Genomic DNA, 25,100 nt, shown 5'->3' with positions numbered 1-25,100 from the left:
CGGCGCCCCCGCGGAGCTGTGCTCCCCGTAGACCCGCACCACCAGCAGGAGGGACGTCCACGTGGCGCAGCGACCGGAGGACCTCGTCGAGGTGCTCCCCGAGGCGGAGCCGTTCCTGGTCCGCGAGGCCGGGGTCACCGACCCCGCGGAGCGGCGCGGCCTGGTGCTGGTGCACGACCTCGCCGGTGAGTTCGACGCCGCGCACGCCGGCGCCCTGGCCGGCGCGCACCTGCTGAGCTCGCTGCCGGCGACGCTGATCGCCCGGTTCGACGCCGACAGCCTGGTCGACTACCGGGGACACCGCCCGCGGATGACCTTCTCCGGCGACCGGTACGAGTCGATCACCTCCCCGGAGATCAACCTCTACGCGCTCGAGGACGATGGCGGCGAGCCGTTCCTCCTGCTGCACGGCACCGAGCCGGACTTCGCCTGGGAGCGGTTCACCGCGGCCGTGCGCGAGCTCGCCGACCGGCTGGGCGTGACCTCGGCGGTGCACCTGCACGCCATCCCCATGCCGGTGCCGCACACCCGGCCGGTCACCGTGACCGCGCACGCCACGCGCCGGCAGCTGATCGAGTCCTACCCGGTCTACTGGGCCGAGATGCAGATCCCGGGCAGCGTCGGCGCCCTGCTGGAGCTGCGGCTGGGCGAGGTCGGCATCGACGCGATGGGCGTGGCCGCGCACGTGCCGCACTACCTGGCGCAGGGCACCTACCCAGCCGCGTCGCTCACCCTGCTGGAGCACCTCGAGCGGCTCACCGGCCTGCACGTGCCCACCGAGGTGCTGCGCGAGGCCGCCGAGGCCAACCGCACCGACATCGACGAGCAGATCGGCCGCTCCTCGGAGAACACTGCCGTGGTGGCGCAGCTGGAGGAGCAGTACGACTCCTTCACCAGCGCCCGGGAGAGCACCGGGCTGCTCGGCAGCGCCGGCGAGGTGCCCACCGGCGACGAGCTGGGCGCGGAGCTGGAGCGGTTCCTCGCCGAGCAGGACCGCCGCCGCAACGACTGACCCCGCCTAGACCTGCGGGTCGCCGACGTCCATCCGCTCGACCCGCCCGTCCGGGTCGAGGGTGTAGGTGTGCAGGACGACGGCCTCGCTGAGCAGGTCGCCGTCGTGGTCGCGCACCACCTGGTCGACCAGCACCGCGACCCGCCCGTCCGGCAGCTCGCGCATCAACCGCGGGTGCAGGTCGAGGTCGAGCACCTCCCACTGCTGCCGCCAGTGGGCGCCCACGGCGTCCCGGCCGACCACGCGGCCGCCGGCCATCGCGTCCGGCCAGTCGACCCCGGGCGCGCACTGAGCGCGGAGCGCGTCGACGTCCCGCCGGCGGAACGCCTCGTACAGCGCGGTCAACCGGTCCATGCCGGCAAGCCAAGCAGAACAGCGGGCATGCCGTCGGCGCGTCGTGGCTAGGGGGAGGCCAGCACCGTCCCCGACCCCGAGGAGCACCGATGCTCTCCGACCGCTCACGCCCCGTCATCGAGGCGACGTTGCCGCCCGTGGCCGCGAACATCCGCGAGATCGCGAGCCGCTTCTACAGCCACCTGTTCGGCGAGCACCCCGAGCTCTTCGACGGCGTCTTCAACCGGGGCAACCAGGCGGAGGGCAGCCAGCAGGTCGCGCTCGCCGGCTCGGTGGCCGCGTTCGCCAGCGCGCTGGTGAAGACGCCCGAGCAGCTCCCCGAGCACCTGCTCAGCCGGATCGCGCACAAGCACGCCTCGCTGGGCATCACGCCCGCCCAGTACCAGGTGGTGCACGACCACCTGTTCTGGGCGATCGCCGACGTGCTCGGCGACGCGGTCACCCCGGAGGTGGCCGCCGCCTGGGACGAGGTCTACTGGCTGATGGCGTACGCGCTGATCAACCAGGAGCGCGGGCTGTACAGCGCCCGCGGGGTCCGGCCGGAGACGGTGTGGCGGCGGTGGCGGGTGACCGAGAAGGTGCCCGAGACGCGCGACGTCGTCACCTTCCGGGTCGCCCGGGTCGACGACCGGCTGGTGCGCTCGTCGCTGCCCGGCCAGTACGTGACCGTGCAGGTGCCCACCCCCGACGGGCTGCGCCAGCCGCGCCAGTACAGCCTGACCCGGGCCGACGACGGCGAGCACCGGCAGTTCTCGGTGAAGCGGGTGCGCGGCAACGGCAAGCCGGACGGCGAGGTGTCCCAGCTGCTGCTGGACTCCGTGGCGGTGGGCGACGAGCTCACCCTGTCGCTGCCGTTCGGCGACGTGGTGCTCGACGACTCCGGCCGCCCGGTGGTCTTCGCCAGCGCCGGCATCGGGATCACCCCGATGGCCGGCATGCTGTCGCACCTGGTCGCGGCCGGCTCGCACCTGCCGATCACCCTGCTGCACGCGGACGCCGACGAGGACTCGTTCGCGCTGCGCCGGCAGGTGGTCGACGACGTCCGGCTGCTGGCCAACGGCAGCGTGCACGTCTGGTTCGAGCGCACTGAGCAGTGCAGCCTGCCGGTGGACGGCGTGCACTCCGGGACGATGGACGTCGCGGAGGTCGCCGTCCCCGACGACGCCCTCTGGTACCTCTGCGGCCCGCTGCCGTTCATGAAGGCGGTGCGCGAGCAGCTGCTGGAACGGGGCGTGCACCCCAAGGACGTGCAGTACGAGGTGTTCGGCCCGGACCTCTGGCAGGCCGACCTCATCAGCGAACCGGCGCCCGGCGCCGCCGTTGCGGCCCCGGCCTGACCCCCGGCGTCATTGCCCCGCCCGCAGGGCGCTCCTCCGCTCCTTCCCCGGCGACCGCCGACCGGTGCGTCGAGTTGGGGATAACGGTCGTATCGGTCACCGACCGGTGCACAGCACAGCGGGCCGCGACCGGTCTCCCGGTCGCGGCCCGCTGCTGGTGGTGCTGGAGTCAGCCGACCGTCAAGCGACGGTGACGTGCTCGTTGGGCACGCAGTGGGTCATGTCGAGACCCGCCACGTCCCGCGGCCCGTTCTTGCCGAGGTTGGCCGCGCGCTGCAGCTCCTCCTCGGACAGCGTCTGGGTCTGCAGCGGCTCCAGGCCGCGGACGTCGTCCGCGGTGATGCCCAGGCCCTCGCCGACCCGCTGGCCCCACTCGTCGTCGCACATGAGGAAGTGCCAGACCATCCGCTCCTGGATCTCGCGGTTGCACTGCTCCAGGGCGCCGACCAGGTTGGCCACCAGGTCGTCCTTCTCCCACTGCTCGGACAGCTGGTACCGCTCGCCGGCCTGCTTGTAGTCGTTGGTGCGCGGGATCCGCTTGCGGGTGACCCGGCCGGTGATGACCGGACCCTGCTCGTCGTGGGTCGGGTACTGCGCCTCCCGCAGGCCGCCGAGGATCGACGGCTCGTAGTTCACGTGCGGGTTGCTGCCCTCGGCCCGGTCGACGCCGTAGGCCATCTGGCCGTCGCGCTGGTTGGTGGCGACCCGCGCCTTCGGCGCGTTGACCGGCAGCTGCAGGTAGTTCGGGCCCACCCGGTAGCGCTGGGTGTCCGAGTACGAGAAGGTGCGGCCGACCAGCATCTTGTCGTCGGAGAAGTCCAGGCCGTCGACCAGGACGCCGGTGCCGAAGGCGATCTGCTCGTTCTCGGTGAAGTTGTCCACCGGCATCCGGTTGAGGGTCATCGTGCCGACCTTGCGGACCGGGAAGACGTCCTGCGGCCAGACCTTGGTGTCGTCCAGCGGGTCGAAGTCGAGCTCGGGGTGCTCGTCGTCGCTCATGATCTGGACGTAGAGGTCCCACTGCGGGAAGTCGCCGGCGGCGATCGCGTCGTGCAGGTCCTTGGTGTGCGTGCCGAGGCTCTTCGCCTGCGCGGCGGCGGCGTCGGCGGCGGTCCAGGACTTGACGCCCTGCTTCGGGTACCAGTGGTACTTGACCAGGACGGTCTCGCCCTGCGCGTTGACCCACTTGTAGGTGTTCACGCCGAAGCCCTGCATGTGCCGGTAGTCGGCCGGCGTGCCGCGGGGGCTGAAGACCAGCGAGATCATGTGCATGGCCTCGGGGGTCTGGCTGAAGAAGTCGAACGCCCGCTGCGCGACGCTGGCCTCGAAGGTGACCGGGTCGGGCTTCTGCGAGTGGATGAAGTCGGGGAACTTGATGGCGTCCCGGATGAAGAAGACACCCAGGTTGTTGCCGACGAGGTCCCAGTTGCCGTCCTCGGTGTAGAACTTCACCGCGAAGCCGCGGGGGTCGCGCGCGGACTCGGAGGAGTCGCGCCCACCGGCGACGGTCGAGAAGCGCAGCGCGACGTCGGTGCGCGTGCCCTTCTCCTGGAACAGCTTGGCGCGGGTGTACGTCGCGATCGGCTCGTCACCCACGGTGCCGTCGGCCTCGAAGTACCCGAACGCGGTGATGCCGCGGGCGTGCACGACGCGCTCCGGGATGCGCTCCCGGTCGAAGTGGCTGATCTTCTCGAGGAACTGGTAGTTCTCCAGCGTGGCCGGGCCACGAGCGCCCACCGTGCGCTGGTTCTGGTTGTCGTAGACCGGGTGGCCCTGACGGTTGGTCAGGACCGGGCGGTCGGCCTCGCTGGCCGCGGGGCCCTGCGATGCGACGTCGGTCATGCTCCCACTCCCCTTCCGATTGCTGCTGCTGGTGTTGCGCTGCGGTCCCTGCGCACGACCACCCGGGACTGCCGGCAGTCGGCGCAGATGCCCCAGAAGACGACCTCGGCCTCGTCGACCAGGAAGCCCGCCGTCTCCGACGGGCTCAGGCACGGCGCGGCCCCCACGACGCAGTCGACGTCGGCGACGGCCCCGCACTCCCGGCAGACCAGGTGGTGGTGGTTGTCACCGACCCGCAGCTCGTAGAGCGCCGGCGCACCGGCGGGCTCGATGCGGCGGGCCAGGCCGCCCTCGACCAGCGCGCGGAGCACCCCGTAGACCGCCTGCGGCGAGATCGACGGGTGCACCGCGCGGGCCGCGGTGGCGATGGTGTCGGCGTCCACGTGGGGGTGCTCGGTGAGCACGCCCAGCACGGCGAGCCGGGGCCGCGTCACGCGCAGCCCCGCCGTCCGCAGCCGGTCGTCCCAGGTCGTCCCCATCGGCTACAGCCAACCCTGTTGTCTTGACTCGGTCAAATCAACAGCACTCGTCGTGGGCGTGTCGGCCCGGTGGCCGGGCGGCGTCAGACGGCCGGCAGCGCGGCCCGGCGCCGGGCGCCGACGTCGAACAGGTCGCCGTGCTCGTCGACCCGGCCGAGCACCGCCGCGGTGTCGAACACCAGCGTCGACGGGTCGGCCCCGTCGCGGACGGCGTCCACCTCGGCCCAGGTCAGCGGCGTGGAGACGGTCGCGCCGGCCCGGGCCCGCAGCGAGTAGGGCGCGACGGTGGTCTTCGCCGGGTTGTTCTGGCTCCAGTCGACCAGCACCTTGCCCGGGCGCAGCGCCTTCTCCATCCGCCACACCACCTGGTCGGGGGTCTCGCCGGTGAGCTGCTGGGCGAGGGCCTTGGCGTAGCGGCTGGGGTGCTCGCGGTCGCGGCAGCGGATCGGCGCGTACACCTGCAGGCCCTTGGAGCCCGACGTCTTCACCACCGGGTCCAGCCCGTCGTCGACCAGCCGCTCGCGCAGCCGGTGCGCGACCCGCGCGCACTCGGTCACGCCGGTGCCGGGGCCCGGGTCGAGGTCGAGCACCAGCAGGTCGGGCAGCTCCTGCCGGCCCGACGCGCCGACCCGCCACTGCGGCACGTGCACCTCCAGCGCCGCCATGTTCGCCGACCACACCAGGTCCGGGACGGCCGTGAGCAGCACCATGTCCAGCGTCTCCCGGCCGCGCGACGACCCGGGCGAGGGCACGACGACGTGCTCCACCCACGCCGGCGCGTGCCGGGCGCTGTTCTTCTCGAAGAACGCCTGCCCCTCGACGCCCTCGGGCCAGCGGGTGAACGTGACCGGCCGGCCGGCGACGTGCGGCAGCAGCACCGGCGCGATCCGCACGTAGTACTCGATCACCTGCGCCTTGGTGAACCCGACCTGCGGGAACAGCACCTTGTCCAGGTTCGACACCTCGAGCTGGCGGCCCTCGATGTGCACCCGCTGCCTCACGGCTCCACCACCACGTCCGCCGGCGCGACGTCCTCGCGCAGCCCGCGCCAGGCGGGGTGGCGCAGCCGGCCCTCGCGGGTCCACTCGCCGTACCGCACCTCGCCGACCAGCAGCGGCTCCACCCAGTGCGCGTCCCGGGTGACCTCGCGGGGCAGCGCCGGGGCGCCGGGCGGGGTGACGAACGGGGAGGTGCGCCGCGGGGTGAGCAGCGGCTCGAGGTCGGCCAGCGCCTTCGCGGTGAAGCCGGTGCCCACGTGCCCGGCGAAGACCAGCCGGCCGGCGTCGTCGTGCACGCCGACCAGCAGCGAGCCGATGCCGCCGGCGCGCCGCCCCTCCCCCGGCCGCCAGCCGCCGACCACCACGGCCTGGGTGCGCAGGTTCTTCACCTTGCGCCAGTCCGGACCCCGCCCGCCCGGCCGGTAGGGCGAGTCCAGCCGCTTGGCGACCACGCCCTCCAGGCCGTTCTCCCGGCTCGCGGCCTGCACCTGCGCGCCCACGCCCGGGGTGTCGCCGGGGAACCACGGGGTGGGCACCCAGCGGCCACCCGCGAGGCCGAGCGCGTCCAGCCGGGCCCGCCGCTGCGCGTACGGCAGCCCGAGCAGGCTCTCGCCGTCCCAGGCCAGCAGGTCGAACAGCAGGTAGGTGACCGGCGCGGCCGCGGCCAGCCGGGCCACCTCCGGGCCGGTGCGGTGCATCCGGCCCTGCAGCAGCCCGAAGTCCGGCCGGCCCTGCGCGTCCATCGCCACGACCTCGCCGTCGACGACCGCGTCGTGGGCGGCCAGCACGGCCGGCAGCGCCCCGAGCTCGGGGTAGGTCGCGGTGACGTCGTTGCCGCTGCGCGCCCGCAGCCGCAGCCGCCCGCCGCGCACGTGGGCCAGCGCGCGCACGCCGTCCCACTTGAACTCGTAGCCCCAGCGCAGGTCGTCCGCGCGCGGCAGCTCGCCGATGGCGGCCAGCATCGGCCGGACGTCCTCGGGCACCCCCGGGGCGACCGGGGCACCGCTGACCGGGTCGGGGTCGAGCTTGCGGACGTTCCAGGTGCCGTCGGGCAGCCGGAACAGCACGTAGCGGCCGGTCAGCCGCTGCCCGTCGAAGGCGACGGTCACGTGGTCGTCGGCCCACTTCTCGGTGGCGTAGCGGCCGGCGTCCCAGATGGCCACCTCGCCGCCGCCGTACTCCCCCGCGGTGATCGTGCCGCTGAACCCGGCGTAGTCCAGCGGCTGGTCCTCGGTCGGGACGGCGAGCCGGTTGACGCCCGGCTCCAGCGGCGGCGCCTTGGGCACCGCCCAGCTCTTCAGCACGCCGCCGCGCTCCAGGCGCAGGTCCCAGTGCACCCGCTCGCCGGTGCGGCCGCGGGGCGTGCGGTGCTCCTGGACGACGAACGCGTCGTCGTCCCCGGCCGGCAGCGGCTGCCCGGCCGGCGGCACCGGTTCGGCGGTGCGCGCCGGATCCCGCTTGGCCCGGTAGGTCGCGAGCGGGTCAGCCGGGGCGGGGTGGGCGGGACGGGAGGCGACCACCCCGGGTCAGGCGGTCTTCCGGGCGCGCGAGGTGCGCTTCGCGGGCTTCGCGTCGTCGTCCTCGGCGGCGGCCTTCTCCGCCGGCGCCTTCTTCGCCGCGGCCTTCTTCGCCGGGGCCTTCTTCGCCGGGGCCTTCTTCGCCGGGGCGGCCTTCTTCGCGGCCGCCTTCTTGGCCGGGGCCTTCTTCGCGGTCTCGGCCGGCGCGTCGTCCGTGCCGCCGTCGTCCGCGGCCGCGTCGTCCGTGCTGGTGGCGGGCTCGGCGCTGCCGCCGGCCCGCTCGACGCTGCGGCGCAGCGCGCTCATCAGGTCGACCACGGCACCGCCGCCGGTGTCGGCGACGTCCGGCGCGGCCTGCACCTCGCCGCCGGTCTGCTTGGCCTCCAGCAGCGCCTGCATCGCGTCGCGGTAGTCGTCGGTGAACTGCGCAGGGTCGAAGTCGCCGGCCATCGTGGAGATCAGCGACTCGGCCATCGCCAGCTCCTGCGGGCGCACCGGAACGTCCTCGTCGAGGAAGCCGAAGTCGGGGCGGCGGATCTCGTCGGGCCAGCGCATGGTGTGCAGCACCAGCACCCCGTCGCGCACCCGCAGCGCGGCCAGCGACTCCCGCTGCCGGATGGCGATCTTGGTGATCGCCACCTGGCCGGCGTTCTCCAGCGCGGTGCGCAGCAGCACGTAGGGGCGGGTGGCCACCCCGTCGGGCTCCAGGTAGTAGGTCTTCTCGAAGTGGATCGGGTCGATCTGCTCCTGGTCGACGAACTGGAGCACCTCGATCTCCCGCGTGGTGGTCAGCGGGAGCTCGTCGAAGTCCTCGTCGGTGAGCACCACCAGCTGACCGTCGGGCAGCTCGTAGCCCTTGGCGATGTCGTTGTACTCGACCACCTCGCCGTCCACCGAGCAGGTGCGCTGGTACTTGATCCGACCGCCGTCGGTCCTGTGCACCTGGTGGAACTTGATGTCGTGGTCCTCGGTGGCCGAGTACAGCTTCACGCCGATGCTGACCAGGCCGAAGGAGACCGCGCCCCGCCAGATCGACCGCACGCCTGCCTCCGTCCCGCGGGTGCCCGCGCACCCGACCCCTGTCGTCAAGATCGAGGATAGGGGCGCGGGCCGCCTCCCGGCACGGCGAACGGGCTGCTCAGCGCCCCGGTCCACCCGGAAGGGTCACCGGCGGCAGTGCCCCCTGGCGGGCCGTGGTCGCCCGGTCACGACTCGTCGTCGGACTCCGCCTGCAGCACCCCGTGCTGGATCGCGTCGTAGGCGAACTGCAGCACGTCGGAGCCGGCCACCATCGTCATGGTCAGCGCGGCGAGGCGGGTGGCCCGGGGCGCGGCGACGTAGCCGAACACGAAGCCGGTGCCCACCCACTGGGCCATGCAGAACGGGCAGGTCACCAGCTCGCCGACGGCGTGCTTCCAACCGCCGTGCTCGCGCACCTCCTCGGCGATCTCCGCCTCGCCGGAGGTGCCCTGGTAGGTGGTGAACGGGGCCCGCAGCGGGCTGGTCACCGGGTCCTTGGCGATCCGGCGGGCGGTGCGGAAGGTGGCGACGGTCATCAGCACCGCGTCGCCGAGCGGGATGCGGTCGGGCAGCTGCTTCCCCGACGCGCGGACGGCGGCCGCGGCGGCGCCCACCAGGCCGGTGTAGACGCTCATCGCCCCGAGGTGGCCGGCCACCGGCCGGTCCTCGCCGTGGGCGTACGCCTGCTTCTGGGTGGTCGCCCACCGCCGCACGGGCTCGCCGATGCGCTGGACCTCGTCGGGGATCGCCATGCCCGCCCGCTACCCGCCTCCTCCGCGGGTCATGCCGCGCCGCCGTGCGGGCCGGGTCACGCATGCCTGCCGGGTCCGCGGGTAGGGCCGTGATCACGACACCGGCCACCCGGCCGGCTCTCCCGCCCGAGGGCGGACGTGCGCGAGCACGACAGGACGGAGGCACCACGACATGACCGACCCGGACCAGTCCGCACTGGACAGCACCACCCTCGACCGGGCCGCCCGCGACTCGGCGCTCAACGACGCCGAGTTCCCCGACGACGAGCGCGGCCTCACCGGCACCGAGGAGGACGTCGCCCGCGACACCGTGTCCGAGCCGGAGGGCCAGACCGCCCGGGACGTCGTCCCCGAGGACGACGGCGTGCCCGAGGTGGCGGAGGACGACAGCCCGACCATGCAGCGGGCCGAGGACCCGGAGTTCGCGCCGCTGCCCGGCGACCGCGAGCACTCCACCGTCGACTTCGGCACCACGGCGCGCGAGCAGTCCGAGGGCGAGTCGCTGTCGCAGCGGCTGGCCGAGGAGGTGCCCGACCCGGCGCTCAGCGAGGACGGCGGGACCGGTGAGGGCGTCGTCCGTGCCGCGGAGTCGCACGACCGCACGGTGCCGCAGCTGGACCAGGACGGCGTGTCCGACCGCGCGGACTCCTTCACCGACAGCGTGTCCGACGACGTGGTCGCCACCGGCGAGGCCAACGTGGGCGGGGAGGGGCCGGAGGAGACGGCCATGCACGTCACCGACGGCTGACCCGCCGTTCCGCTCCCCCGCAGGGCGGCACCGGGACCGCCACCCGTCCGGGCGGCGGTCCCGGTGCCGCCCTGCGCTCTGAGTGGTGAGCTGATCATCGCGCGGCTAGGTTGGGCACCACGGTTGAGCAGCCAGCCGTCACCCCTGCCCGCGCCCGGGCAGAGGTGCAGATGACCTCGATCCCTCCGGGGAGCGCGGGGGCCGGACGGGGCACCGCAGTACTCTGTCCAGGCGTTCGCGTTGCCCCCCGGGCATCGCCGCTGAGAGAAGGAGCTGCAGTCCGTGACCTCTTCCGAGTCGCCCGCCGAAGGGACCAACGAGGTGTCGGCCCCGGCCGACCAGAACGAGGCGCCCTTCGACGACGTGATCACGCTGTCGACGTCGATCGACGACGACGGCACGGTCACCGTGACGGTCGTCGGCGAGGTCGACACCTTCACCGCCCCGGTCCTGCGGGCCTCGCTCGACACCCAGCTCGAGCAGTCCCCCTCCGCCCTGGTCATCGACCTGTGCGGCGTGCAGTTCCTGGGGTCGGCGGGTCTGGCCGTGCTGGTCGAGACCCAGAAGTCGGCCCGCGCCCGCGAGGTGGGTCTGCGGCTGATCGCCAACACCCGCGCCGTGACCCGCCCGCTCGAGGTGACCGGTCTCATCGACCTGTTCACCATCGCCGAGACGCGCTGACCCGGGGCCACCCGGCCCCGACCCAGCACCGCCGCTGACGGCGTCCCGCACCCGCGGGGCGCCGTCGGCGGCGTTTCCGCCCCCGGTCGCCGCGCCTACCCGAGGCTGAGCAGCTGGCAGACGCCGCCCTCGACGATCCGCTGCTGCGTGCGGTCGTCCGGCGCCTGCGCCGCCTCGGAGAGGGCCTCGGCGATGTCCTCGCCGTGCTCCCACTTGTCGACCACCCGCGGGTCGACGTAGCTGGCCTTGGCCACCGTCGGGGTGTTGCCCAGCTGCTCCGACACCCGCACGTAGGCCTCCTTGACCACCCGCTTGCGGGCGGTCCTGCTGGCCGGCTTGGGCGACTCGGCCAGCGTCGCGGCCATGAGCACGGTGGCGCTCCAGGTGCGGAAGTCCTTGGCGGTGATCTCGGCGCCGCTGATCTCCTTGAGGTAGGCGTTCACCTCGTCGCTGGAGACGTCGTGCCACTGCCGGTCGGCGCCCTCGCCCACCCAGTAGCCCAGCAGCTCCTCACCGGTGCCGTCGGGCCGCTTCAGCAGCTCCCGGACGACGCTGGCCGTCGGCTTGTCGGTGATCTCCAGCTCGCGCTCGATCGAGCCCTTCGCGGTGTAGGAGAAGAACACCCGCTCGCCGCGCACCCGGACGTGCTCCTTGCGCAGCGTGGCCAGGCCGTAGGTGCCGTTCTCCTCCGCGTACTGCTCGCTGCCGACCCGGAAGGCACCGAGGTCGAGCAGCCGGACGGCGGCGGCGAGCACCCGGTCGCGCCCCAGCCCGCCGCCGTGCAGCGCGTGCACCACCGCGTCGCGGACGTCGGGCAGCTGCTGGGCGATCTCCAGCACCCGCTCGTGCTTGGCGGCGTCCCGCTTCACCCGCCACTGGTCGTGGTAGCGGTACTGGCGGCGGCCCGCGGCGTCGACCCCGGTCGCCTGGATGTGGCCGTTGGGCCAGGGGCAGATCCAGACGTCCTTCCAGGCCGGCGGGATGGCCAGCGCGCGCAGCCGGTCCAGCCGCTCGTCCTTGATCAGCACGCCGTCAGCGTCGTAGTAGGCGAAGGCCCGGCCGGCCCGCCTCCGGGTCCAGCCCGGCGCGTGCACGTCGCTGCGGCGGAGTCTCACGCCTTGCAGGTGGTCACCACCGGCCTCCGTCAAACCCCGCGGTCGCGGGTGTCACCCGGATGCGCGCCCCGGGCGGCCGGGCCCGGCCCGCGGGCGCCGTCCGCAGCCCACCGGCCCCGGCCGCGCGGCGGTCGGGCTACCGTCGTGGTGACCGGCCGGGCCGCTCGCTCCCCCGTGTCCCTCCCGGGGAGGGTGGCGGGTGCGCGAGGATCGACCAGCAGCCTCCCCCCGCGGGAGGCGGAGACGAAGGAGCAGACACCGGATGGCAGACACCACGGGCGCCGCCAACGGCGAGCGGCGCGCCGAGCGGCTGGAGCTGCGGGTGCCGACGTCGCGCACCCAACTGCCGGCCGTCCGCGCGATGGCCGCCGACCTGGCGCTGCGCATGGACTTCGACCTCGACGCGGTGGAGGACCTCCGCCTGGCCGTCGACGAGGCCTGCGCCACCCTGGCGGACGTCGCGCTCGCCGACCACCCGCTCACGGTCGTGTTCGAGGTGGCCCGCGACGGGCTGCGGATCGACGCGTGGGTGGCCACCCCGGCCGGCACCGACGTCCCCCGGGACGGCTTCGGCTGGGCGGTCCTGCACACGCTCGTCGACACCGTCGAGGCCGGCCCCAGCACCCAGGCCACGGTGCCCGCCGGCAACGGCGAGAACACCCCGGTGGCGTGCATCGCCCTGGTGAAGAAGCTGCCCCGCTTCGGCGAGACCGCCGGGGTGGGGGCCGCGGAGGCACCCGACGACGTGTCGGTGGCCCGGTGACCCGGTCGGCCGCGACCGACCAGACGGCCCCCGAGGGCGCCGACGCCCTCGGCCCGGGCACAGCCGCCCGACCCCGCACGCCCGCCGACGACGCGCCCGTCGTGCCGGAGCCGCCGGCGCCGGCCGCCGACGAGGACACGGCGGACCCGGAGACCCGGCCCGCCGACGACGACGCGGAGCCCCCCGCGGACGCCGGGGACCCCGAGGCCGAGGGCGGTGCGGTGGAGACGACCGCGACGGAGCCGGGCACCGCGACGGCCGCGACCCCGCCGGTGTCGGAGAACCGCAGCCGTGCCGAGCGCACGGCGCCGCTGTTCGCCGAGCTGGCCACCCTGGAGAAGGGCGACCCGCGCCGGGAGCGGCTGCGGGAGATCCTGGTCGAGGAGCACCTGCCGCTGGTCCGGCACTTCGCCCGCCGGTTCAGCAACCGCGGCGAGCCGTTCGACGACCTGCTGCAGGTGGGCACGCTCGGCCTGATCGCGGCGATCGACCGGTTCGACCCCTCCCGCGGGGTGGAGTTCCTGTCGTTCGCCGTCCCCACGATCACCGGGGAGATCAAGCGGCACTTCCGCGACCAGGGCTGGTCGGTGCGGGTGCCGCGCCGGCTGCAGGAGCTGCACCTGTCGCTGAACGCGGCGGTCAGCGAGCTGTCGCAGAAGAACGGGCACGCCCCGACGCCGTCGGAGCTGGCCGAGCACCTGGGCATCCCGCGCGCCGAGGTGCTCGAGGGCCTGGCCGTGGCCAACGCCTACCGCAGCAGCTCGCTGGACGAGCGGCTGTCCGGCGAGGAGGACTCCCCCACCCTGGCGGCGACGCTGGGCGAGGAGGACGCCGCGCTGGAGGGCGTGGAGTACCGGGAGTCGCTGCAGCCGCTGCTGGCCACCATCCCGGCCCGCGAGCGGCGGATCCTCATCCTGCGGTTCTTCGGGAACATGACCCAGTCGCAGATCGCCGCGGACATCGGCATCTCGCAGATGCACGTGTCCCGGCTGCTGTCCCAGACGCTGGCCAAGCTCCGCGAGGGCCTGCTCAAGGACTGAGCGCGGTGCGCCTCGGTGGCCCGGGACTCGGCGAGTCCCGGGCCACCGGCGTTCACTCCTCGGTGCGGTTGCGCGGGTCGGCGGCGGGGCCGCTCTCCTGCACGTCCTGCTTCACCTGGCTCAGCGGCGGCGGGGTCGGCACCTGCGGTGCGGTGCCCAGCGCGCCCGCGGGGGCATCGGCGATGCTCGACAGCGCGATCTTCGCCTCCGGCTGCTCGGCGGCCGGCGGCAGCGCCGACTCGAACCACTCGCTGGTGTCGAGGCCGCCGTTGCCGCTGGGCTCGGTCGGCGCCGGCCCGGTGGTCGGGTGCTTGTCGACGTCGAGCCAGGAGCTGCCCTCGCCGTCCGCACCGCCGAGCCGGCTCAGCCCCTCCAGCGCCTTGCTGAACTCGCTGGGGACGATCCACATCTTGTTCGCGTCGCCCTGCGCGATCTTGGGCAGCGTCTGCAGGTACTGGTAGGCCAGCAGGCTCGAGTCGGGCTTGCCGTCGTGGATGGCCTTGAACACCGTCTCGATCGACTTCGCCTGCCCCTGCGCCTGCAGGTACAGCGCCGCCCGCTCACCCTCGGCGCGCAGGATGCGGCTCTGCCGCTCCGCCTCCGCCGACAGGATCGCGGCCTGCTTCTGGCCCTCGGCGGAGAGGATCTGCGCGGCCTTCTGACCCTCGGCCGTGGTGATCGCCGACTGCCGCTGCCCCTCGGCGGTGAGGATGACCGCGCGCTTGTCGCGGTCGGCGCGCATCTGCTTCTCCATGGAGTCCTGGATGGACGGCGGCGGGTCGATCGCCTTGATCTCCACCCGGGCCACCCGCAGCCCCCACGGGCCGGTGGTGCCGTCGAGCACCTCGCGGAGCTGGGCGTTGATGCCGTCGCGGCCGGTGAGCGCGCCCTCGAGGTTCAGCCCGCCGACCACGTTGCGCAGCGTCGTGGTGGTCAGCTGCTCCATGCCGGTGATGTAGTTCGCGATGCCGTAGACGGCCAGCCGCGGGTCGGTGACCTGGAAGTAGACGACGGTGTCGATGCCCACCTGCAGGTTGTCGGCGGTGATCACCGGCTGCGGCGGGAAGGAGATGACCTGCTCGCGGAGGTCGATGGTCGCCCGGACCCGGTCGACGAAGGGCACCAGCAGGGCCAGGCCGGGGCTGAGCGTCCGGCTGTACCGGCCCAGGCGTTCGACCACCTTCGCCTGCGCCTGCGGCACGATGGTGATGCTCTTCGCCAGCACGATGACCACCAGCAGGGCGATCACGATGAGGGCGATCACGGCGGGTTCCACGAGGGCTGCGCTCCGATCGTCGGTGGTGCGGGGAACTGATCCTGCCCGTCCGACGTCCCGGCGTCACCCTTCGTTCCGGTGTTCCCCCTCAGGTGTGGCTGACGTAGGCGATCGGCCCCTGGATCTCCACGATCCGCACCTCGGCGCCCACCTCGTACGCCTCGCCGTCCAGCTGCGTGCGGGCCGACCACTGGTCGTGCCCCATCCGCACCTGCCCGGACGCGTTGTCGACCCGCTCGCAGACGACCGCCGTGCGCCCGACCAGCACGGCGACGCCGTCGATCTGCTCGGGCGTGCGGCGCTCCAGGTGCCGCTTGGCCACCGGCCGGACGAGCAGCAGCAGCGCCGCGGAGACGACGACGAAGGCCAGCAGCTGCAGCGCCACGTTGTCGGTCACGAAGGCGACACCCATGCCGCCCAGCGCCCCGCCGGCGAACATCAGCAGCACGAGGTCGAGGCTGGCGACCTCGCCGGCGGCGAACAGCCCCGCGGCGATCAACCAGAGCAACCAGGCAGCCACGGGGTCGAGTCTGGCACGACGACCGGCGCGGGGCAGGCAGCCGCGAGGGGCGCGTGCCCGCCGTACCCTGGTTCCTCGTGCACGATCTCGCCGCCGGCCGCCTCGCCGTGTGGGCCACCGCGTGGCTCACCGGTCGCTCCTCCTACGACGACGCCCTCGACGCGCTGGCCGACGACAACGCCCACCGGGTCGTCGGGCTGCCGGGCACGACCGAGGCGGTGCCCCTGGGCTGGGCGCTGAGCGCGCTGCGCGGGCTGGGCGAGCGCCGGCTGCGGCTGGTGCTGCCGGTGCCCGGCGACCTGCGCGGGCTGCCCCCGGTGACCGGGCTCGGCGCGCTGGCCCTGGAGTCGGGCCAGGCCGCCGTCGGCGAGCGGGTCGCGCTGGTGCCCGAGCAGCTGGGCCCGGAGGCGGTGTCCTGGACGGCGTTCGACCTCACCGGCCTGCCGCCCGCTCCCCCGCCGGCCGAGGACACCCTGCGCCGGGTCTCCGGCGAGCTCGACCTCGCCGTCGGGGACGCGGCCCGCACGCTGGCGAAGCTCGACCTCGCCCGGTGGAACCCCGAGGTGCCCGCGCTGCTGGCCGGCCTGGCGCGGAAGGTGCCGGCCGTCGGGCTGCCCGACGACCACGACCAGCTGGCGCTGTCGGTGCTCGGCCGGGCGGAGCGGCTGCGGCAGGTGCTGGACCTGGCGATGGCCGACGCCCCGGGCGCCGCGGTCACCAACGCCCAGGCGCTGGCCCGGGACGACGCGCTGCGCCCGCTGGCCACCGCCGTCCGCGAGGCCACCGTCGCCGCCTACAACTGGGTCCCGCGCTGACCGGCTGAGGCCCATCCCCCGTTGACCATGGGCGAGTTGCCGCTGACGCACCGCGCACCGGCGTGTCAGCGGGCAACTCGCCCATGATCAACTCGCGGCGGGGCCGCCGGGCGGGCCGGGCGCTGCACGAAGCAGCAGGACGCCGGGCAGTTGGTGCCCAGCCGGGGCTCACCGCCGGCACGCCGCTCCTCGAGCAGCTCGCGCAGCGCCGTCACGAACGCCGGGTGCGTGCCGGCCGTCGCCGCGCGGGCGAACGCCAGGCCGAGCTCCTCGGCGGTCTCCTCCGCCTCGTTGTCCAGGTCCCAGATGACCTCGAGGTGGTCGCTGACGAACCCGATCGGGAAGACGACGACCGCGCGGGTGCCGTTCTCCGCCAGCGCCCGCAGGTGGTCGTTGACGTCGGGCTCCAGCCACGGCACGGACGGCGGCCCGCTGCGGCTCTGCCACACCAGGTCGAACCCCCGCCCCGGCGCCGCCGCGTCGACGACCAGCTGCGCGGCCGCCGTCAGCTCCGCCTCGTAGGCGTGCCCCTGCGGGCCGGCGACGTCGGCCATCGCGTTCGGGATGCTGTGCGCGGTGGCCACCAGCCGGGCCCCGTCGCGCAGGTCCTCGGGCAACGAGGCCAGCGCGGCGGCAACCGCCTCGGCGTTGGCCTGCACGAACCCGGGCCGGTCGAAGTAGTGCGGCAGCTTCTCCGCGGTCGGGCCGGCCGGGGCCGTGGGGTCGAGCTCCAGCGCGACCCGGGCCCGGGCGACGTCCTCGTGGTACTGCCGGCAGCCGGAGAACGACGCGTAGGCCGAGGTGGCCAGGACGTAGGCGTGCTGCACGCCGTCCTCGGCCATCTGCCGCCAGGCGTCCTCGACGTAGGGCGCCCAGTTGCGGTTGCCCCAGTACACCGGCAGGTCGATGCCCACCGCGGCGAACTCCGCCTCGAGCGCGGCGATCAGCGCCTTGTTCTGGTCGTTGATCGGGCTGACGCCGTCGAAGTGGTGGTAGTGCTCGGCGACGGCCTCCAGCCGCTCCCGCGGGATGCCGCGACCGCGCGTGACGTTCTCCAGGAACGGCATCACGTCGTCGTGGCCCTCGGGGCCGCCGAAGCCGAGCACCAGCAGCGCCTCGCGGCGGCCGGCCGGCGCCGGCGCGGCCGCCGGGGCGACACCGCCGTTGTTGCGGACGGCGAGCGACGGCTCCTGGTCGGGCCGCTGCCCCTCGGGGGTGATCGACGCGCCCTCCGGCAGCGGGTGCCGGGGCCGGGAGAGGTCAGACGCCGACTGCATGGAACCCTCCGTCGACGTGCACGATCTCGCCGGTGGTGGCCGGGAACCACTCGCTGAGCAGCGCCGCGACGGCCTTGCCCGCGGGCTCGGTGTCGGTGACCGACCAGCCCAGCGGCGCGCGGCCCTCCCAGGCCTCCTCGAACTGGGCGCTGCCCGGGATCGACTTCATCGCCATGGTGCGCAGCGGGCCGGCGGCGACCAGGTTCACCCGGACGCCCTCCGGCCCGAGCTCGCGGGCCAGGTAGCGGGAGGTCGACTCCAGCGCGGCCTTCGCGGCACCCATCCAGCCGTAGACCGGCCAGGCGACGCTCGCGTCGAAGGTCAGCCCCACCACCGAGGCGGTGTCGCCGAACAGCGGCCGGCAGGCCTGGGTCAGCGAGGCCAGCGACCAGGTGGACACCTGGAAGGCGGTGGCGGCGTGCTCCCAGGCGACCTCGGTGAACCCGTCACCCATGGCCTCCTGCGGCGCGAAGCCGATGGAGTGCACGACGCCGTCCAGCCGCGCGTCGTCGCCGCCCAGGTGCTCGCGCAGCCGGTCGGCCAGCGTCGAGAGGTGCTCGGTGTTGGTGACGTCGAGCTCGACGACCGGCGCCTCCTGCGGCAGCCGCTTGGCGATCCGCTGGCACAGCGAGAAGGCCCGCCCGAAGTTCGACAGCACGACGGTCGCGCCCTGCTCCTGCGCGATCCGGGCGGCGGAGAAGGCGATCGACGCCTCGGTCAGCACGCCGGCGACGAGGATCTTCTTGCCCTCGAGGATTCCCATGTCTTCAGTACCCCATCCCAAGTCCACCGTCGACCGGGACGACCGCCCCGGTGATGTAGGCCGCGTCGTCGCTGGCCAGGAACCGCACGACCCGGGCGACCTCCTCCGGCTGGGCGTACCGGCCCAGCGGGACCTGCCCGAGGATCTCCTGCTGCCGCGCCTCGGGCAGCTCGGCGGTCATGTCGGTGGCGACGAAGCCCGGCGCCACCACGTTCGCGGTGATGTTGCGGCTGCCGAGCTCCCGGGCGATCGACCGCGAGAGGCCGATCAGCCCGCTCTTGCTGGCCGCGTAGTTGACCTGCCCGGCCGAGCCGGACATGCCGACCACGGAGCTGATGAACACCATCCGGCCGCGCCGCGCGCGCAGCATCTTCGACGCGGCCCGCTTCGCCACCCGGTAGGCGGCGGTGAGGTTGGCGTCGACGACGTCGGTGAACTGCTCCTCGCCCATCCGCAGCAGCAGCCCGTCGCGGGTGATCCCGGCGTTGCTCACCAGCACCTCGACCGGGCCCTGGTGCTCCTCGACCTGGGTGAACGCCCGGTCGACGGCCGCGGCGTCGGTGACGTCGCACTCCACCCCGAACAGCCCGTCGGGCGCGCCGCTGCCGCGGTGCGTGACCGCGACCGAGTCGCCCTGCTCGGCGAACGCCCGGGCGATCGCCAAGCCGATCCCCCGGTTGCCCCCGGTGACCAGCACCGACCTGCCCATGCACGCTCCCTGAGTCGCTGCGTCCCTCGGGGGATGAACCTAGTCGGTGGGCCCGGCTCCCACTTCCCGGGCACCGGGGGCGGCGCTGCCCGCCGGAGGCCGCCGGGCCAGCCGGCGCCAGATCCAGCTGGACGGCGTGCGCCGGCCGGTGACCAGGTACTCCGGCGCCGCGTCGTCGAGCAGGGTCGACCCGAGCGCCCGCTGCACCGGTGCCCGGCCGGCCAGCAGCAGCTGGTCACCCGGCTGCAGCCGGAACCCGTCCGCCGGGGTGAGCGTGCAGTCGCTGCCGCGCAGCACCAGCAGCGGGACGGCGGCCAGCTGCTGGTCCCGGTCGACCGGGCTGCGCAGCAGGTCGCCCAGGCGCAGCTCCCCCCGGGCGAGCCAGCCGGCCAGCGCCGGCGCCTCGCGCTCGTCGAGCACCACCTTCCACAGCGGCTCCAGGCGGGTGCCGCAGGCCGCGGACAGGCGGCGCACCACCTCGGCGGCCCAGGCGTCGTCCTGGTGCAGCATCTCGCGCAGGAACCGCCACAGCAGCGGGGTGCTGAGCTGGGCGTAGACGTCGTGGGCGACCACCTCGGTGGGCACCAGCACCGCGTCGACGTCCATCGCCGTGAACAGCGCGGCGCTGGTGGGCTGGTTCTGCCGGGCCGCCACGAAGAGGCCGGGGTTCACCCGGCGGGCCTCGGCCACCAGCGAGAGGTTGGTCGTGTCGTCGTCGGTGCCGGCGACGAAGCCCACGGCGGCGCCCAGGTCCGCGCGCGCCAGGACGGCGGGGTCGGACGCGTCGCCCACGATCACGCCCGGCTCCCCGTCGTCCCCGTCGCGGTCGATCGACGTCACCTCGAGCCCCTCGGCCCGCAGGTCGGCGGAGAAGTGCCGGCCGAACCGGCCGTGCCCGCAGACCACCCACCGCCCCCGCGCCGGGGCGTCCTGCCGGGGCGGCAGCGCCGCGCCGGGGCCGCTCTCCAGCCAGGACATCAGCTGGTAGGAGGCGGGGGCGCGCAGCGCCAGGCGCAGGTGGTCCCCGAACCGGTCGAACGGGTTGATCACCGTCGGCGAGCCGAAGGCGCTCATCCGGGCGGCCACCGCGCCCGACGTCGTGCGGCTGACCACCGGGAGCTCGGGGCGCAGCAGCGCGGCGGCCATCGTGACCGCCAGGTTGGCCTCGTCGTCGTTGGTCAGCGCCAGCACGCCGGCGCACCACGGGTGGTCCAGCCCCGCCACCACCAGGTTGTGCGGATCGCGGGCGTCGGCGACCAGGCCCGGGACGTCGGCCTGGTGGGTGTTGAGCTCCAGGGCGTCGATCCGGTCCTCGGCGATGTCGACGACGGTGAACCGGCGCCCGAGGGTGTCGAAGGAGTACCCGAGCAGCTCGCCCGTCTGCCCGTACCCGGCGATCAGCAGGAACGGCTCCCGCAGCCGGGCCACCTTGCGGGTGAACGACCGCAACGCCATCGCCCGGCGGAAGGCCCGGTCCTGCAGCAGCGTGAGCAGCGAGCCGATCGCGTACGCCCAGGCGATCACCGTGAGGTAGATCGAGGCGATGACCCAGATCCGCTGCGCCTCGGTGAAGGGGTCCGGGAGCTCGCCGAACCCGATCGTCGTCGCCGTGTAGCTCATCACGTAGAAGGCGTGGAAGAAGCCCATCGGCACCGCCCGGCCGTCGGCGTCCTGCGCCGGCACCAGGGTCAGGCCGAGCACGCTCACCGCGAAGACCAGGACCAGCGTGATCAGCGGCGTGCGCATCCGGCGCAGGACGACGAAGACGGTGCCCGACGCCTGCGGCCGGTCGATCCCCTCCGCCCGCCGTCCGGCCCGCCGGGGCGGCGGCGGGCCGGAGCCCGCGACGACCTGCCGGAAGGCCCGGGTCAGGTTGCCCACGGGCGCGGCTCTCAGCGCCGCTGGAAGGACACGGTCTCGACCACCAGGAGCACCAGGGAGACGAGGTTGGCCAGCAGCGCCCCGCCCGACAGCGACACGACGCTGGCCGTCGCCCCGGCGGTGAGGCCCTCGGTGGAGACGTAGCTGGCGATCACCCAGACGACCGTCGCCCCGATCAGCTGCAGGTCGGCGACCAGGCTGGTCGCCAGGTGGACGGCGCCGATCTGGGTCCGGTCCCCGAACTTCAGCACGGTGGCGATCAGGTTGACCACGACCGCCGCGAACAGCTCGTACTTGTTGTGCAGCACGGGATCGGAGATGTCGCCGATGAAGAAGCCGAAGTTCAGCGTCGCGGCGAGCAGCACGAAGAAGCCGAAGACGACCTTCTCGAGGTTCATGCGGCGAGGACCTCCCCCCGTGCCGGTCGCCAGGTCGCGGACGGTGCCGTCCGTCCGTCGCGGAGCCTAGTGGCGCGCGCCGGCGCGGGGGGCACACTGGGGCAGTGAGCCCTGCCCCGAGCGCCCGCGGCGTCGTCCGGCTGCTGAACACCGCCGGCGGCCGGACGCTCTGCCTGGCCGGCGCGGTCGACGCCGGCGTGGTCGACGCGTTCGTGCAGCGCTACGGCCGCGAGCCGGCCCGGGTGGAGACGATCGACGCCCGCTCGGTCACCTCGCTGTCCGGTGCGGCGCTGGAGCTGGTGCGCGACCACCTCGACGTCGCCGGGCTGCAGGGCCGCGCGGTCACCGTGCGCCGCTCCCCCGCCGTCGACCGGCTGTTCGCCGGCGCGTGACCGCGGGAGCGGGGCGCGGACCGGACGCTGGTCGGGACGACCGGCCGGACGACGAGCGGGACGGCGAGGGCGGCGACCCGGCCTGCTGGCTGTCCCGGGTGTGCCCCGGGTGCGGCCGCATCGCCGACGAGGACCCGCCCACCCGCTGCCGGGCCTGCGGCGCCCCGGTCGGCGCGGACTGACCGCGGCGGTCAGGCACCCACGTAGTCGGCCAGGTGCTGCCCGGTGAGGGTCGACCGGGCGGCGACCAGGTCGGCCGGCGTCCCCTCGAACACGACCCGGCCGCCGTCGTGGCCGGCACCGGGCCCGAGGTCGACGACCCAGTCGGCGTGCGCCATCACCGCCTGGTGGTGCTCGATGACCACCACCGACTTGCCGCCGTCGACCAGCCGGTCGAGCAGGCCGAGCAGGTTCTGCACGTCGGCCAGGTGCAGGCCGGTGGTCGGCTCGTCGAGGACGTAGACGCCACCCTTCTCCGCCATCCGGGTGGCCAGCTTCAGCCGCTGCCGCTCCCCGCCGGAGAGCGTGGTGAGCGGCTGCCCGATGGTCAGGTAGCCCAGGCCCACGTCCGCCAGCCGGGAGAGGACGGCGTGCGCCGCGGGGGTCGCCGCGTCGCCGGCACCGAAGAACGCCTCGGCCTCGGTCACCGGCATGGCGAGCACCTCGCTGATGTCCTTGCCGCCGAGGGTGTGCTCGAGCACCGCGGCCTGGAACCGCCGGCCCTCGCACTCCTCGCAGGTGGCGGCGACGCCGGCCATCATCCCGAGGTCGGTGTAGACGACGCCCGCGCCGTTGCAGACCGGGCAGGCGCCCTCGGAGTTCGGGCTGAACAGCGCCGGCTTCACCCCGTTGGCCTTGGCGAACGCCTTGCGGATCGGCTCGAGCAGGCCGGTGTAGGTGGCCGGGTTGCTGCGCCGGGAGCCCTTGATCCCGGACTGGTCGACGACCACCACGCCGTCCCGGCCGGCGATCGAGCCGCTGACCAGCGAGCTCTTGCCGGAGCCCGCGACCCCGGTGAGCACGACCAGCACCCCGAGCGGGACGTCGACGTCCACGTCCTGCAGGTTGTGCGTGCTCGCGCCGCGCACCTCCAGCACCCCCGACGGCGTGCGCACCGCCGGCTTCAGCCGCGCGCGGTCGTCGAGGTGCCGGCCGGTGAGCGTGCCGCTCGCGCGCAGCCCCGCCACGGTGCCCTCGTAGACGACCTCGCCGCCCCCGGCGCCCGCGCCGGGGCCGAGGTCGACCACGTGGTCGGCGATCGCGATCGTCTCCGGCTTGTGCTCGACGACCAGCACGGTGTTGCCCTTGTCGCGCAGCTGGCGCAGCAGGTCGTTCATCCGGGCGATGTCGTGCGGGTGCAGGCCGATGGTCGGCTCGTCGAAGACGTAGGTGACGTCGGTCAGCGACGAGCCGAGGTGGCGGATCATCTTGGTCCGCTGCGCCTCGCCGCCGGACAGCGTGCCGGCGGGCCGGTCGAGGCTGAGGTAGCCCAGGCCGATGTCCACGAAGGAGTCGAGGGTGTGCCCGAGCGCGGTCAGCAGCGGGGCGACCGACGGCTCCTCGAGCTCCCGCACCCAGGCGGCCAGGTCGCTGATCTGCATGGCGCACGCGTCGGCGATGTTGATGCCGCGGATGCGCGAGGACCGCGCCTCCGGGGCCAGCCGGGTGCCCTCGCAGTCGGGGCAGGTGCGGAAGGTGACCACCCGCTCGACGAAGCGGCGCACGTGCGGCTGCAGCGCGTCGACGTCCTTGCTCAGCATCGACTTCTGGACCTTGGGGATCACGCCCTCGTAGGTCAGGTTGATGCCCTCGACCTTGATCTTGGTCGGCTCGGCGTACAGGAGCTTCTGCAGCTCCGCGGGCGTGAAGTCGCGGATCGGCTTGTCCATCGGCAGGCCTGCGCCGCTGAAGATCCGGCCGTACCAGCCGTCCATGCTGTAGCCGGGCACGGTGAGCGCGCCCTCGCGCAGCGACCTGCTGTCGTCGTAGAGCGCGGTGAGGTCGAAGTCGTTGAGCGCGCCCATGCCCTCGCAGCGCGGGCACATGCCGCCGAGCCGGTTGAAGGTGGCCTTCTCCGCCTTCGTGCGGCCGCCCTTCTCGACGGTGATCGCCCCGCTGGCGCGCACCGACGGCACGTTGAACGAGAAGGCGTTGGGCGGGCCGACGTGCGGCCGGCCGAGCCGGCTGAACAGGATGCGCAGCATGGCGTTGGCGTCGGTCGCGGTGCCGACCGTGGAGCGCGGGTTCGCGCCCATCCGCTCCTGGTCGACGATGATCGCCGTGGTCAGCCCGTCGAGGACGTCGACCTCCGGCCGGGCCAGCGTCGGCATGAAGCCCTGCACGAACGCGCTGTAGGTCTCGTTGATCAGCCGCTGCGACTCGGCGGCGACGGTGTCGAACACCAGCGAGCTCTTCCCCGAGCCGGAGACCCCGGTGAACACCGTGAGCCGCCGCTTGGGCAGCTCGATGCTGACGTCCTTGAGGTTGTTCTCGCGGGCGCCGACCACCCGGATCCGGTCGTGGCCGTCGGCGGGGTGGCTCATCGGACCTCGTTCACGCGGATCAGGGTGCCGGCGGGGTCGCGGAAGGCGCAGTCGCGGACGCCGTAGGGCTGGTCGGCCGGCTCCTGGACCACCTCGGCGCCGGCGGCCTGGACCTGGTCGAAGGTGCCGTCGAGGTCCCCGGTGGCCAGCACCAGCATCGTGTAGGTGCCCTTGGCCATCATCTCGGTGACCAGCCGGCGCTCCTCGTCGGTGACGCCGGGGTCGACCGCCGGCGGGTGCAGCACGATCGACGTCCCGGGCTGCCCGGGCGGGCCGACGGTGATCCAGCGCATCGTGCCCTGCCCGACGTCGAGGCGGACCTCGAAGCCGAGCACGTCCCGGTAGAAGGCCAGCGACTCCTCCGGGTCCAGGTGCGGGAGGAATGTCGAGTGGATGGTGAGGTCGGTGGTCATGGCGATCATGCTCCCGGGGCCGCGGCGAGCCGCGCTTCTCGATTCCTGACCGGTCGGGTCGCCTGCCGGACCAGGCAGGACGGCGGCTCGCCCACCTGCCCGGCCACCTGCCGCCGGTAGACGCTGGGCGGGACCCCGACCAGCTCGGTGAACCGGGTGCTGAAGGTGCCCAGCGACGAGCAGCCGACGGCGAAGCAGACCTCGGTGACGCTGAGGTCGCCGCGGCGCAGCAGCGCCATCGCGCGCTCGATGCGCCGGGTCATCAGGTAGGCGTACGGCGACTCGCCGAACGCGGCCCGGAACTCCCGGCTGAGGTGGCCGGCGGACATGTGCACGCCGCGGGCCAGCGCCTCGACGTCCAGCGGCCGGTCGTGCTCCCGGTCGATCCGGTCCCGCACGCGGCGCAGCCGCGCGAGGTCCGCCAGCCGCTGCTCGGTCGGGGATCTGCCGGTCAC

27 protein-coding genes are annotated in these 25,100 nt (G+C 74.0%); 9 read left to right on the top strand and 18 right to left on the bottom strand.

Annotated features, from left to right (window positions below):
• Positions 1-61: 61 nt before the first annotated feature.
• Complete coding sequence (locus AB0J00_RS08090; RefSeq protein WP_357742767.1) at positions 62-1,012, top strand: PAC2 family protein; 951 nt, start codon at positions 62-64, stop codon at positions 1,010-1,012.
• Positions 1,013-1,018: 6 nt separating this feature from the next.
• Here the strand turns inward: AB0J00_RS08090 and AB0J00_RS08085 are convergent, their stop codons facing one another.
• Positions 1,019-1,366: a nuclear transport factor 2 family protein gene (locus AB0J00_RS08085; protein ID WP_357742764.1), complete on the bottom strand. Its 348-nt coding sequence runs from the start codon at positions 1,364-1,366 to the stop codon at positions 1,019-1,021.
• A gap of 89 nt (positions 1,367-1,455) precedes the next feature.
• Between AB0J00_RS08085 and AB0J00_RS08080 the strand changes: the two genes are divergently transcribed.
• On the top strand, positions 1,456-2,703 hold the full coding sequence (locus AB0J00_RS08080) for a globin domain-containing protein (RefSeq protein WP_357742761.1): 1,248 nt from the start codon (positions 1,456-1,458) through the stop codon (positions 2,701-2,703).
• A gap of 180 nt (positions 2,704-2,883) precedes the next feature.
• Here AB0J00_RS08080 and AB0J00_RS08075 read toward each other — a convergent pair whose 3' ends face one another.
• From AB0J00_RS08075 to AB0J00_RS08050, 6 genes are all read right to left on the bottom strand, one after another.
• On the bottom strand, positions 2,884-4,545 hold the full coding sequence (locus AB0J00_RS08075; protein ID WP_357742758.1) for a catalase: 1,662 nt from the start codon (positions 4,543-4,545) through the stop codon (positions 2,884-2,886).
• Positions 4,542-5,024 carry a Fur family transcriptional regulator gene (locus AB0J00_RS08070; protein ID WP_357742756.1) on the bottom strand — a complete coding sequence of 161 codons (483 nt, stop codon included), beginning with the start codon at positions 5,022-5,024 and terminating at the stop codon, positions 4,542-4,544. The genes AB0J00_RS08075 and AB0J00_RS08070 overlap by 4 nt, the downstream gene beginning before the upstream one ends.
• Positions 5,025-5,107: 83 nt before the next feature.
• Positions 5,108-6,025, bottom strand: coding sequence for a non-homologous end-joining DNA ligase (gene ligD, locus AB0J00_RS08065; protein ID WP_357742753.1), 918 nt, complete (start codon positions 6,023-6,025; stop codon positions 5,108-5,110).
• On the bottom strand, positions 6,022-7,542 hold the full coding sequence (gene ligD, locus AB0J00_RS08060; RefSeq protein ID WP_357742751.1) for a non-homologous end-joining DNA ligase: 1,521 nt from the start codon (positions 7,540-7,542) through the stop codon (positions 6,022-6,024). The genes ligD (AB0J00_RS08065) and ligD (AB0J00_RS08060) overlap by 4 nt, the downstream gene beginning before the upstream one ends.
• 6 nt (positions 7,543-7,548) lie before the next feature.
• Positions 7,549-8,580: a Ku protein gene (locus AB0J00_RS08055; RefSeq protein WP_357742748.1), complete on the bottom strand. Its 1,032-nt coding sequence runs from the start codon at positions 8,578-8,580 to the stop codon at positions 7,549-7,551.
• Positions 8,581-8,744: 164 nt separating this feature from the next.
• The gene (locus AB0J00_RS08050) at positions 8,745-9,311 is read right to left on the bottom strand and encodes a DUF1360 domain-containing protein (RefSeq protein WP_357742745.1); all 567 of its coding nucleotides are present in this window, start codon (positions 9,309-9,311) and stop codon (positions 8,745-8,747) included.
• A 172-nt stretch (positions 9,312-9,483) separates the two neighbouring features.
• Between AB0J00_RS08050 and AB0J00_RS08045 the strand changes: the two genes are divergently transcribed.
• Together AB0J00_RS08045 and AB0J00_RS08040 are read left to right on the top strand one after the other, a co-directional pair.
• Complete coding sequence (locus AB0J00_RS08045) at positions 9,484-10,059, top strand: hypothetical protein (protein ID WP_357742742.1); 576 nt, start codon at positions 9,484-9,486, stop codon at positions 10,057-10,059.
• A gap of 282 nt (positions 10,060-10,341) precedes the next feature.
• Positions 10,342-10,740 (top strand): STAS domain-containing protein, encoded by a 399-nt coding sequence (locus AB0J00_RS08040; RefSeq protein WP_357742739.1) that lies wholly within the window; start codon positions 10,342-10,344, stop codon positions 10,738-10,740.
• Positions 10,741-10,835: 95 nt separating this feature from the next.
• On the opposite strand, the gene AB0J00_RS08035 is transcribed toward AB0J00_RS08040, so the two are convergent.
• Positions 10,836-11,855, bottom strand: coding sequence for a DNA topoisomerase IB (locus tag AB0J00_RS08035; RefSeq protein WP_357742737.1), 1,020 nt, complete (start codon positions 11,853-11,855; stop codon positions 10,836-10,838).
• A gap of 262 nt (positions 11,856-12,117) precedes the next feature.
• Between AB0J00_RS08035 and AB0J00_RS08030 the strand changes: the two genes are divergently transcribed.
• Both AB0J00_RS08030 and AB0J00_RS08025 read left to right on the top strand, forming a co-directional pair.
• Positions 12,118-12,618, top strand: a complete 501-nt coding sequence (locus AB0J00_RS08030) for an ATP-binding protein (RefSeq protein WP_357742734.1) — start codon at positions 12,118-12,120, stop codon at positions 12,616-12,618.
• Complete coding sequence (locus tag AB0J00_RS08025; protein ID WP_357742732.1) at positions 12,615-13,658, top strand: RNA polymerase sigma factor SigF; 1,044 nt, start codon at positions 12,615-12,617, stop codon at positions 13,656-13,658. The genes AB0J00_RS08030 and AB0J00_RS08025 overlap by 4 nt, the downstream gene beginning before the upstream one ends.
• Positions 13,659-13,710: 52 nt before the next feature.
• Here AB0J00_RS08025 and AB0J00_RS08020 read toward each other — a convergent pair whose 3' ends face one another.
• Together AB0J00_RS08020 and AB0J00_RS08015 are read right to left on the bottom strand one after the other, a co-directional pair.
• A complete protein-coding gene (locus AB0J00_RS08020) occupies positions 13,711-14,934 on the bottom strand; it encodes an SPFH domain-containing protein (RefSeq protein WP_357742729.1) in 1,224 nt (407 codons plus the stop codon).
• 88 nt (positions 14,935-15,022) lie between these two features.
• Positions 15,023-15,454, bottom strand: a complete 432-nt coding sequence (locus tag AB0J00_RS08015; RefSeq protein ID WP_357742726.1) for an NfeD family protein — start codon at positions 15,452-15,454, stop codon at positions 15,023-15,025.
• Positions 15,455-15,531: 77 nt separating this feature from the next.
• Here AB0J00_RS08015 and AB0J00_RS08010 point away from each other — a divergent pair, with 77 nt between their 5' ends.
• The gene (locus tag AB0J00_RS08010; protein WP_357742723.1) at positions 15,532-16,269 is read left to right on the top strand and encodes a hypothetical protein; all 738 of its coding nucleotides are present in this window, start codon (positions 15,532-15,534) and stop codon (positions 16,267-16,269) included.
• Positions 16,270-16,334: 65 nt separating this feature from the next.
• Here the strand turns inward: AB0J00_RS08010 and AB0J00_RS08005 are convergent, their stop codons facing one another.
• Genes AB0J00_RS08005 through AB0J00_RS07985 form a run of 5 tightly spaced genes read right to left on the bottom strand, consistent with a single transcriptional unit; the run spans position 16,335 to position 21,297 of the window.
• On the bottom strand, positions 16,335-17,546 hold the full coding sequence (locus AB0J00_RS08005; protein ID WP_357742720.1) for a ferrochelatase: 1,212 nt from the start codon (positions 17,544-17,546) through the stop codon (positions 16,335-16,337).
• Positions 17,530-18,309: an enoyl-ACP reductase FabI gene (gene fabI / locus AB0J00_RS08000; RefSeq protein WP_357742717.1), complete on the bottom strand. Its 780-nt coding sequence runs from the start codon at positions 18,307-18,309 to the stop codon at positions 17,530-17,532. The genes AB0J00_RS08005 and fabI overlap by 17 nt, the downstream gene beginning before the upstream one ends.
• Before the next feature lie 4 nt (positions 18,310-18,313).
• The gene (gene fabG, locus AB0J00_RS07995) at positions 18,314-19,018 is read right to left on the bottom strand and encodes a 3-oxoacyl-[acyl-carrier-protein] reductase (RefSeq protein ID WP_357742715.1); all 705 of its coding nucleotides are present in this window, start codon (positions 19,016-19,018) and stop codon (positions 18,314-18,316) included.
• 39 nt (positions 19,019-19,057) lie between these two features.
• Entirely contained in the window at positions 19,058-20,899 is a 1,842-nt protein-coding gene (locus tag AB0J00_RS07990; protein ID WP_357742712.1) for an NAD(P)-binding protein, read from the bottom strand.
• Positions 20,900-20,910: 11 nt separating this feature from the next.
• Positions 20,911-21,297 (bottom strand): DUF6394 family protein, encoded by a 387-nt coding sequence (locus AB0J00_RS07985; RefSeq protein ID WP_357742709.1) that lies wholly within the window; start codon positions 21,295-21,297, stop codon positions 20,911-20,913.
• 104 nt (positions 21,298-21,401) lie between these two features.
• Between AB0J00_RS07985 and AB0J00_RS07980 the strand changes: the two genes are divergently transcribed.
• Both AB0J00_RS07980 and AB0J00_RS07975 read left to right on the top strand, forming a co-directional pair.
• Positions 21,402-21,689: a hypothetical protein gene (locus AB0J00_RS07980; protein WP_357742706.1), complete on the top strand. Its 288-nt coding sequence runs from the start codon at positions 21,402-21,404 to the stop codon at positions 21,687-21,689.
• Entirely contained in the window at positions 21,686-21,871 is a 186-nt protein-coding gene (locus AB0J00_RS07975) for a hypothetical protein (protein ID WP_357742703.1), read from the top strand. Before AB0J00_RS07980 ends, AB0J00_RS07975 begins: the two co-directional genes overlap by 4 nt.
• 9 nt (positions 21,872-21,880) lie before the next feature.
• On the opposite strand, the gene AB0J00_RS07970 is transcribed toward AB0J00_RS07975, so the two are convergent.
• From AB0J00_RS07970 to AB0J00_RS07960, 3 genes are read right to left on the bottom strand one after another with little or no spacing between them, the layout of a single operon-like run.
• Entirely contained in the window at positions 21,881-24,232 is a 2,352-nt protein-coding gene (locus AB0J00_RS07970) for an excinuclease ABC subunit UvrA (protein WP_357742700.1), read from the bottom strand.
• Positions 24,229-24,645, bottom strand: coding sequence for a VOC family protein (locus AB0J00_RS07965; protein ID WP_357742698.1), 417 nt, complete (start codon positions 24,643-24,645; stop codon positions 24,229-24,231). Before AB0J00_RS07965 ends, AB0J00_RS07970 begins: the two co-directional genes overlap by 4 nt.
• Before the next feature lie 5 nt (positions 24,646-24,650).
• On the bottom strand, positions 24,651-25,100 hold the full coding sequence (locus tag AB0J00_RS07960; RefSeq protein WP_357742695.1) for a helix-turn-helix transcriptional regulator: 450 nt from the start codon (positions 25,098-25,100) through the stop codon (positions 24,651-24,653).

Source organism: Modestobacter sp. NPDC049651 (assembly GCF_040659695.1).
Taxonomy (GTDB): Bacteria; Actinomycetota; Actinomycetes; order Mycobacteriales; family Geodermatophilaceae; genus Modestobacter.
The sequence above is the reverse complement of the archived record's forward strand: the minus strand, read 5'-3'. Positions and strand labels throughout refer to the sequence as shown.

Coding starts and splice junctions, on each gene's coding strand:
- AB0J00_RS08085 (WP_357742764.1), bottom strand. CDS start 1,366: ATGGACCGGTTGACCGCGCTGTACGAGGCGTTCCGCCGGCGGGACGTC.
- AB0J00_RS08080 (WP_357742761.1), top strand. CDS start 1,456: ATGCTCTCCGACCGCTCACGCCCCGTCATCGAGGCGACGTTGCCGCCC.
- AB0J00_RS08075 (WP_357742758.1), bottom strand. CDS start 4,545: ATGACCGACGTCGCATCGCAGGGCCCCGCGGCCAGCGAGGCCGACCGC.
- AB0J00_RS08070 (WP_357742756.1), bottom strand. CDS start 5,024: ATGGGGACGACCTGGGACGACCGGCTGCGGACGGCGGGGCTGCGCGTG.
- AB0J00_RS08050 (WP_357742745.1), bottom strand. CDS start 9,311: ATGGCGATCCCCGACGAGGTCCAGCGCATCGGCGAGCCCGTGCGGCGG.
- AB0J00_RS08045 (WP_357742742.1), top strand. CDS start 9,484: ATGACCGACCCGGACCAGTCCGCACTGGACAGCACCACCCTCGACCGG.
- AB0J00_RS08030 (WP_357742734.1), top strand. CDS start 12,118: ATGGCAGACACCACGGGCGCCGCCAACGGCGAGCGGCGCGCCGAGCGG.
- AB0J00_RS08005 (WP_357742720.1), bottom strand. CDS start 17,546: ATGCAGTCGGCGTCTGACCTCTCCCGGCCCCGGCACCCGCTGCCGGAG.
- fabI (WP_357742717.1), bottom strand. CDS start 18,309: ATGGGAATCCTCGAGGGCAAGAAGATCCTCGTCGCCGGCGTGCTGACC.
- fabG (WP_357742715.1), bottom strand. CDS start 19,018: ATGGGCAGGTCGGTGCTGGTCACCGGGGGCAACCGGGGGATCGGCTTG.
- AB0J00_RS07985 (WP_357742709.1), bottom strand. CDS start 21,297: ATGAACCTCGAGAAGGTCGTCTTCGGCTTCTTCGTGCTGCTCGCCGCG.
- AB0J00_RS07970 (WP_357742700.1), bottom strand. CDS start 24,232: ATGAGCCACCCCGCCGACGGCCACGACCGGATCCGGGTGGTCGGCGCC.
- AB0J00_RS07965 (WP_357742698.1), bottom strand. CDS start 24,645: ATGACCACCGACCTCACCATCCACTCGACATTCCTCCCGCACCTGGAC.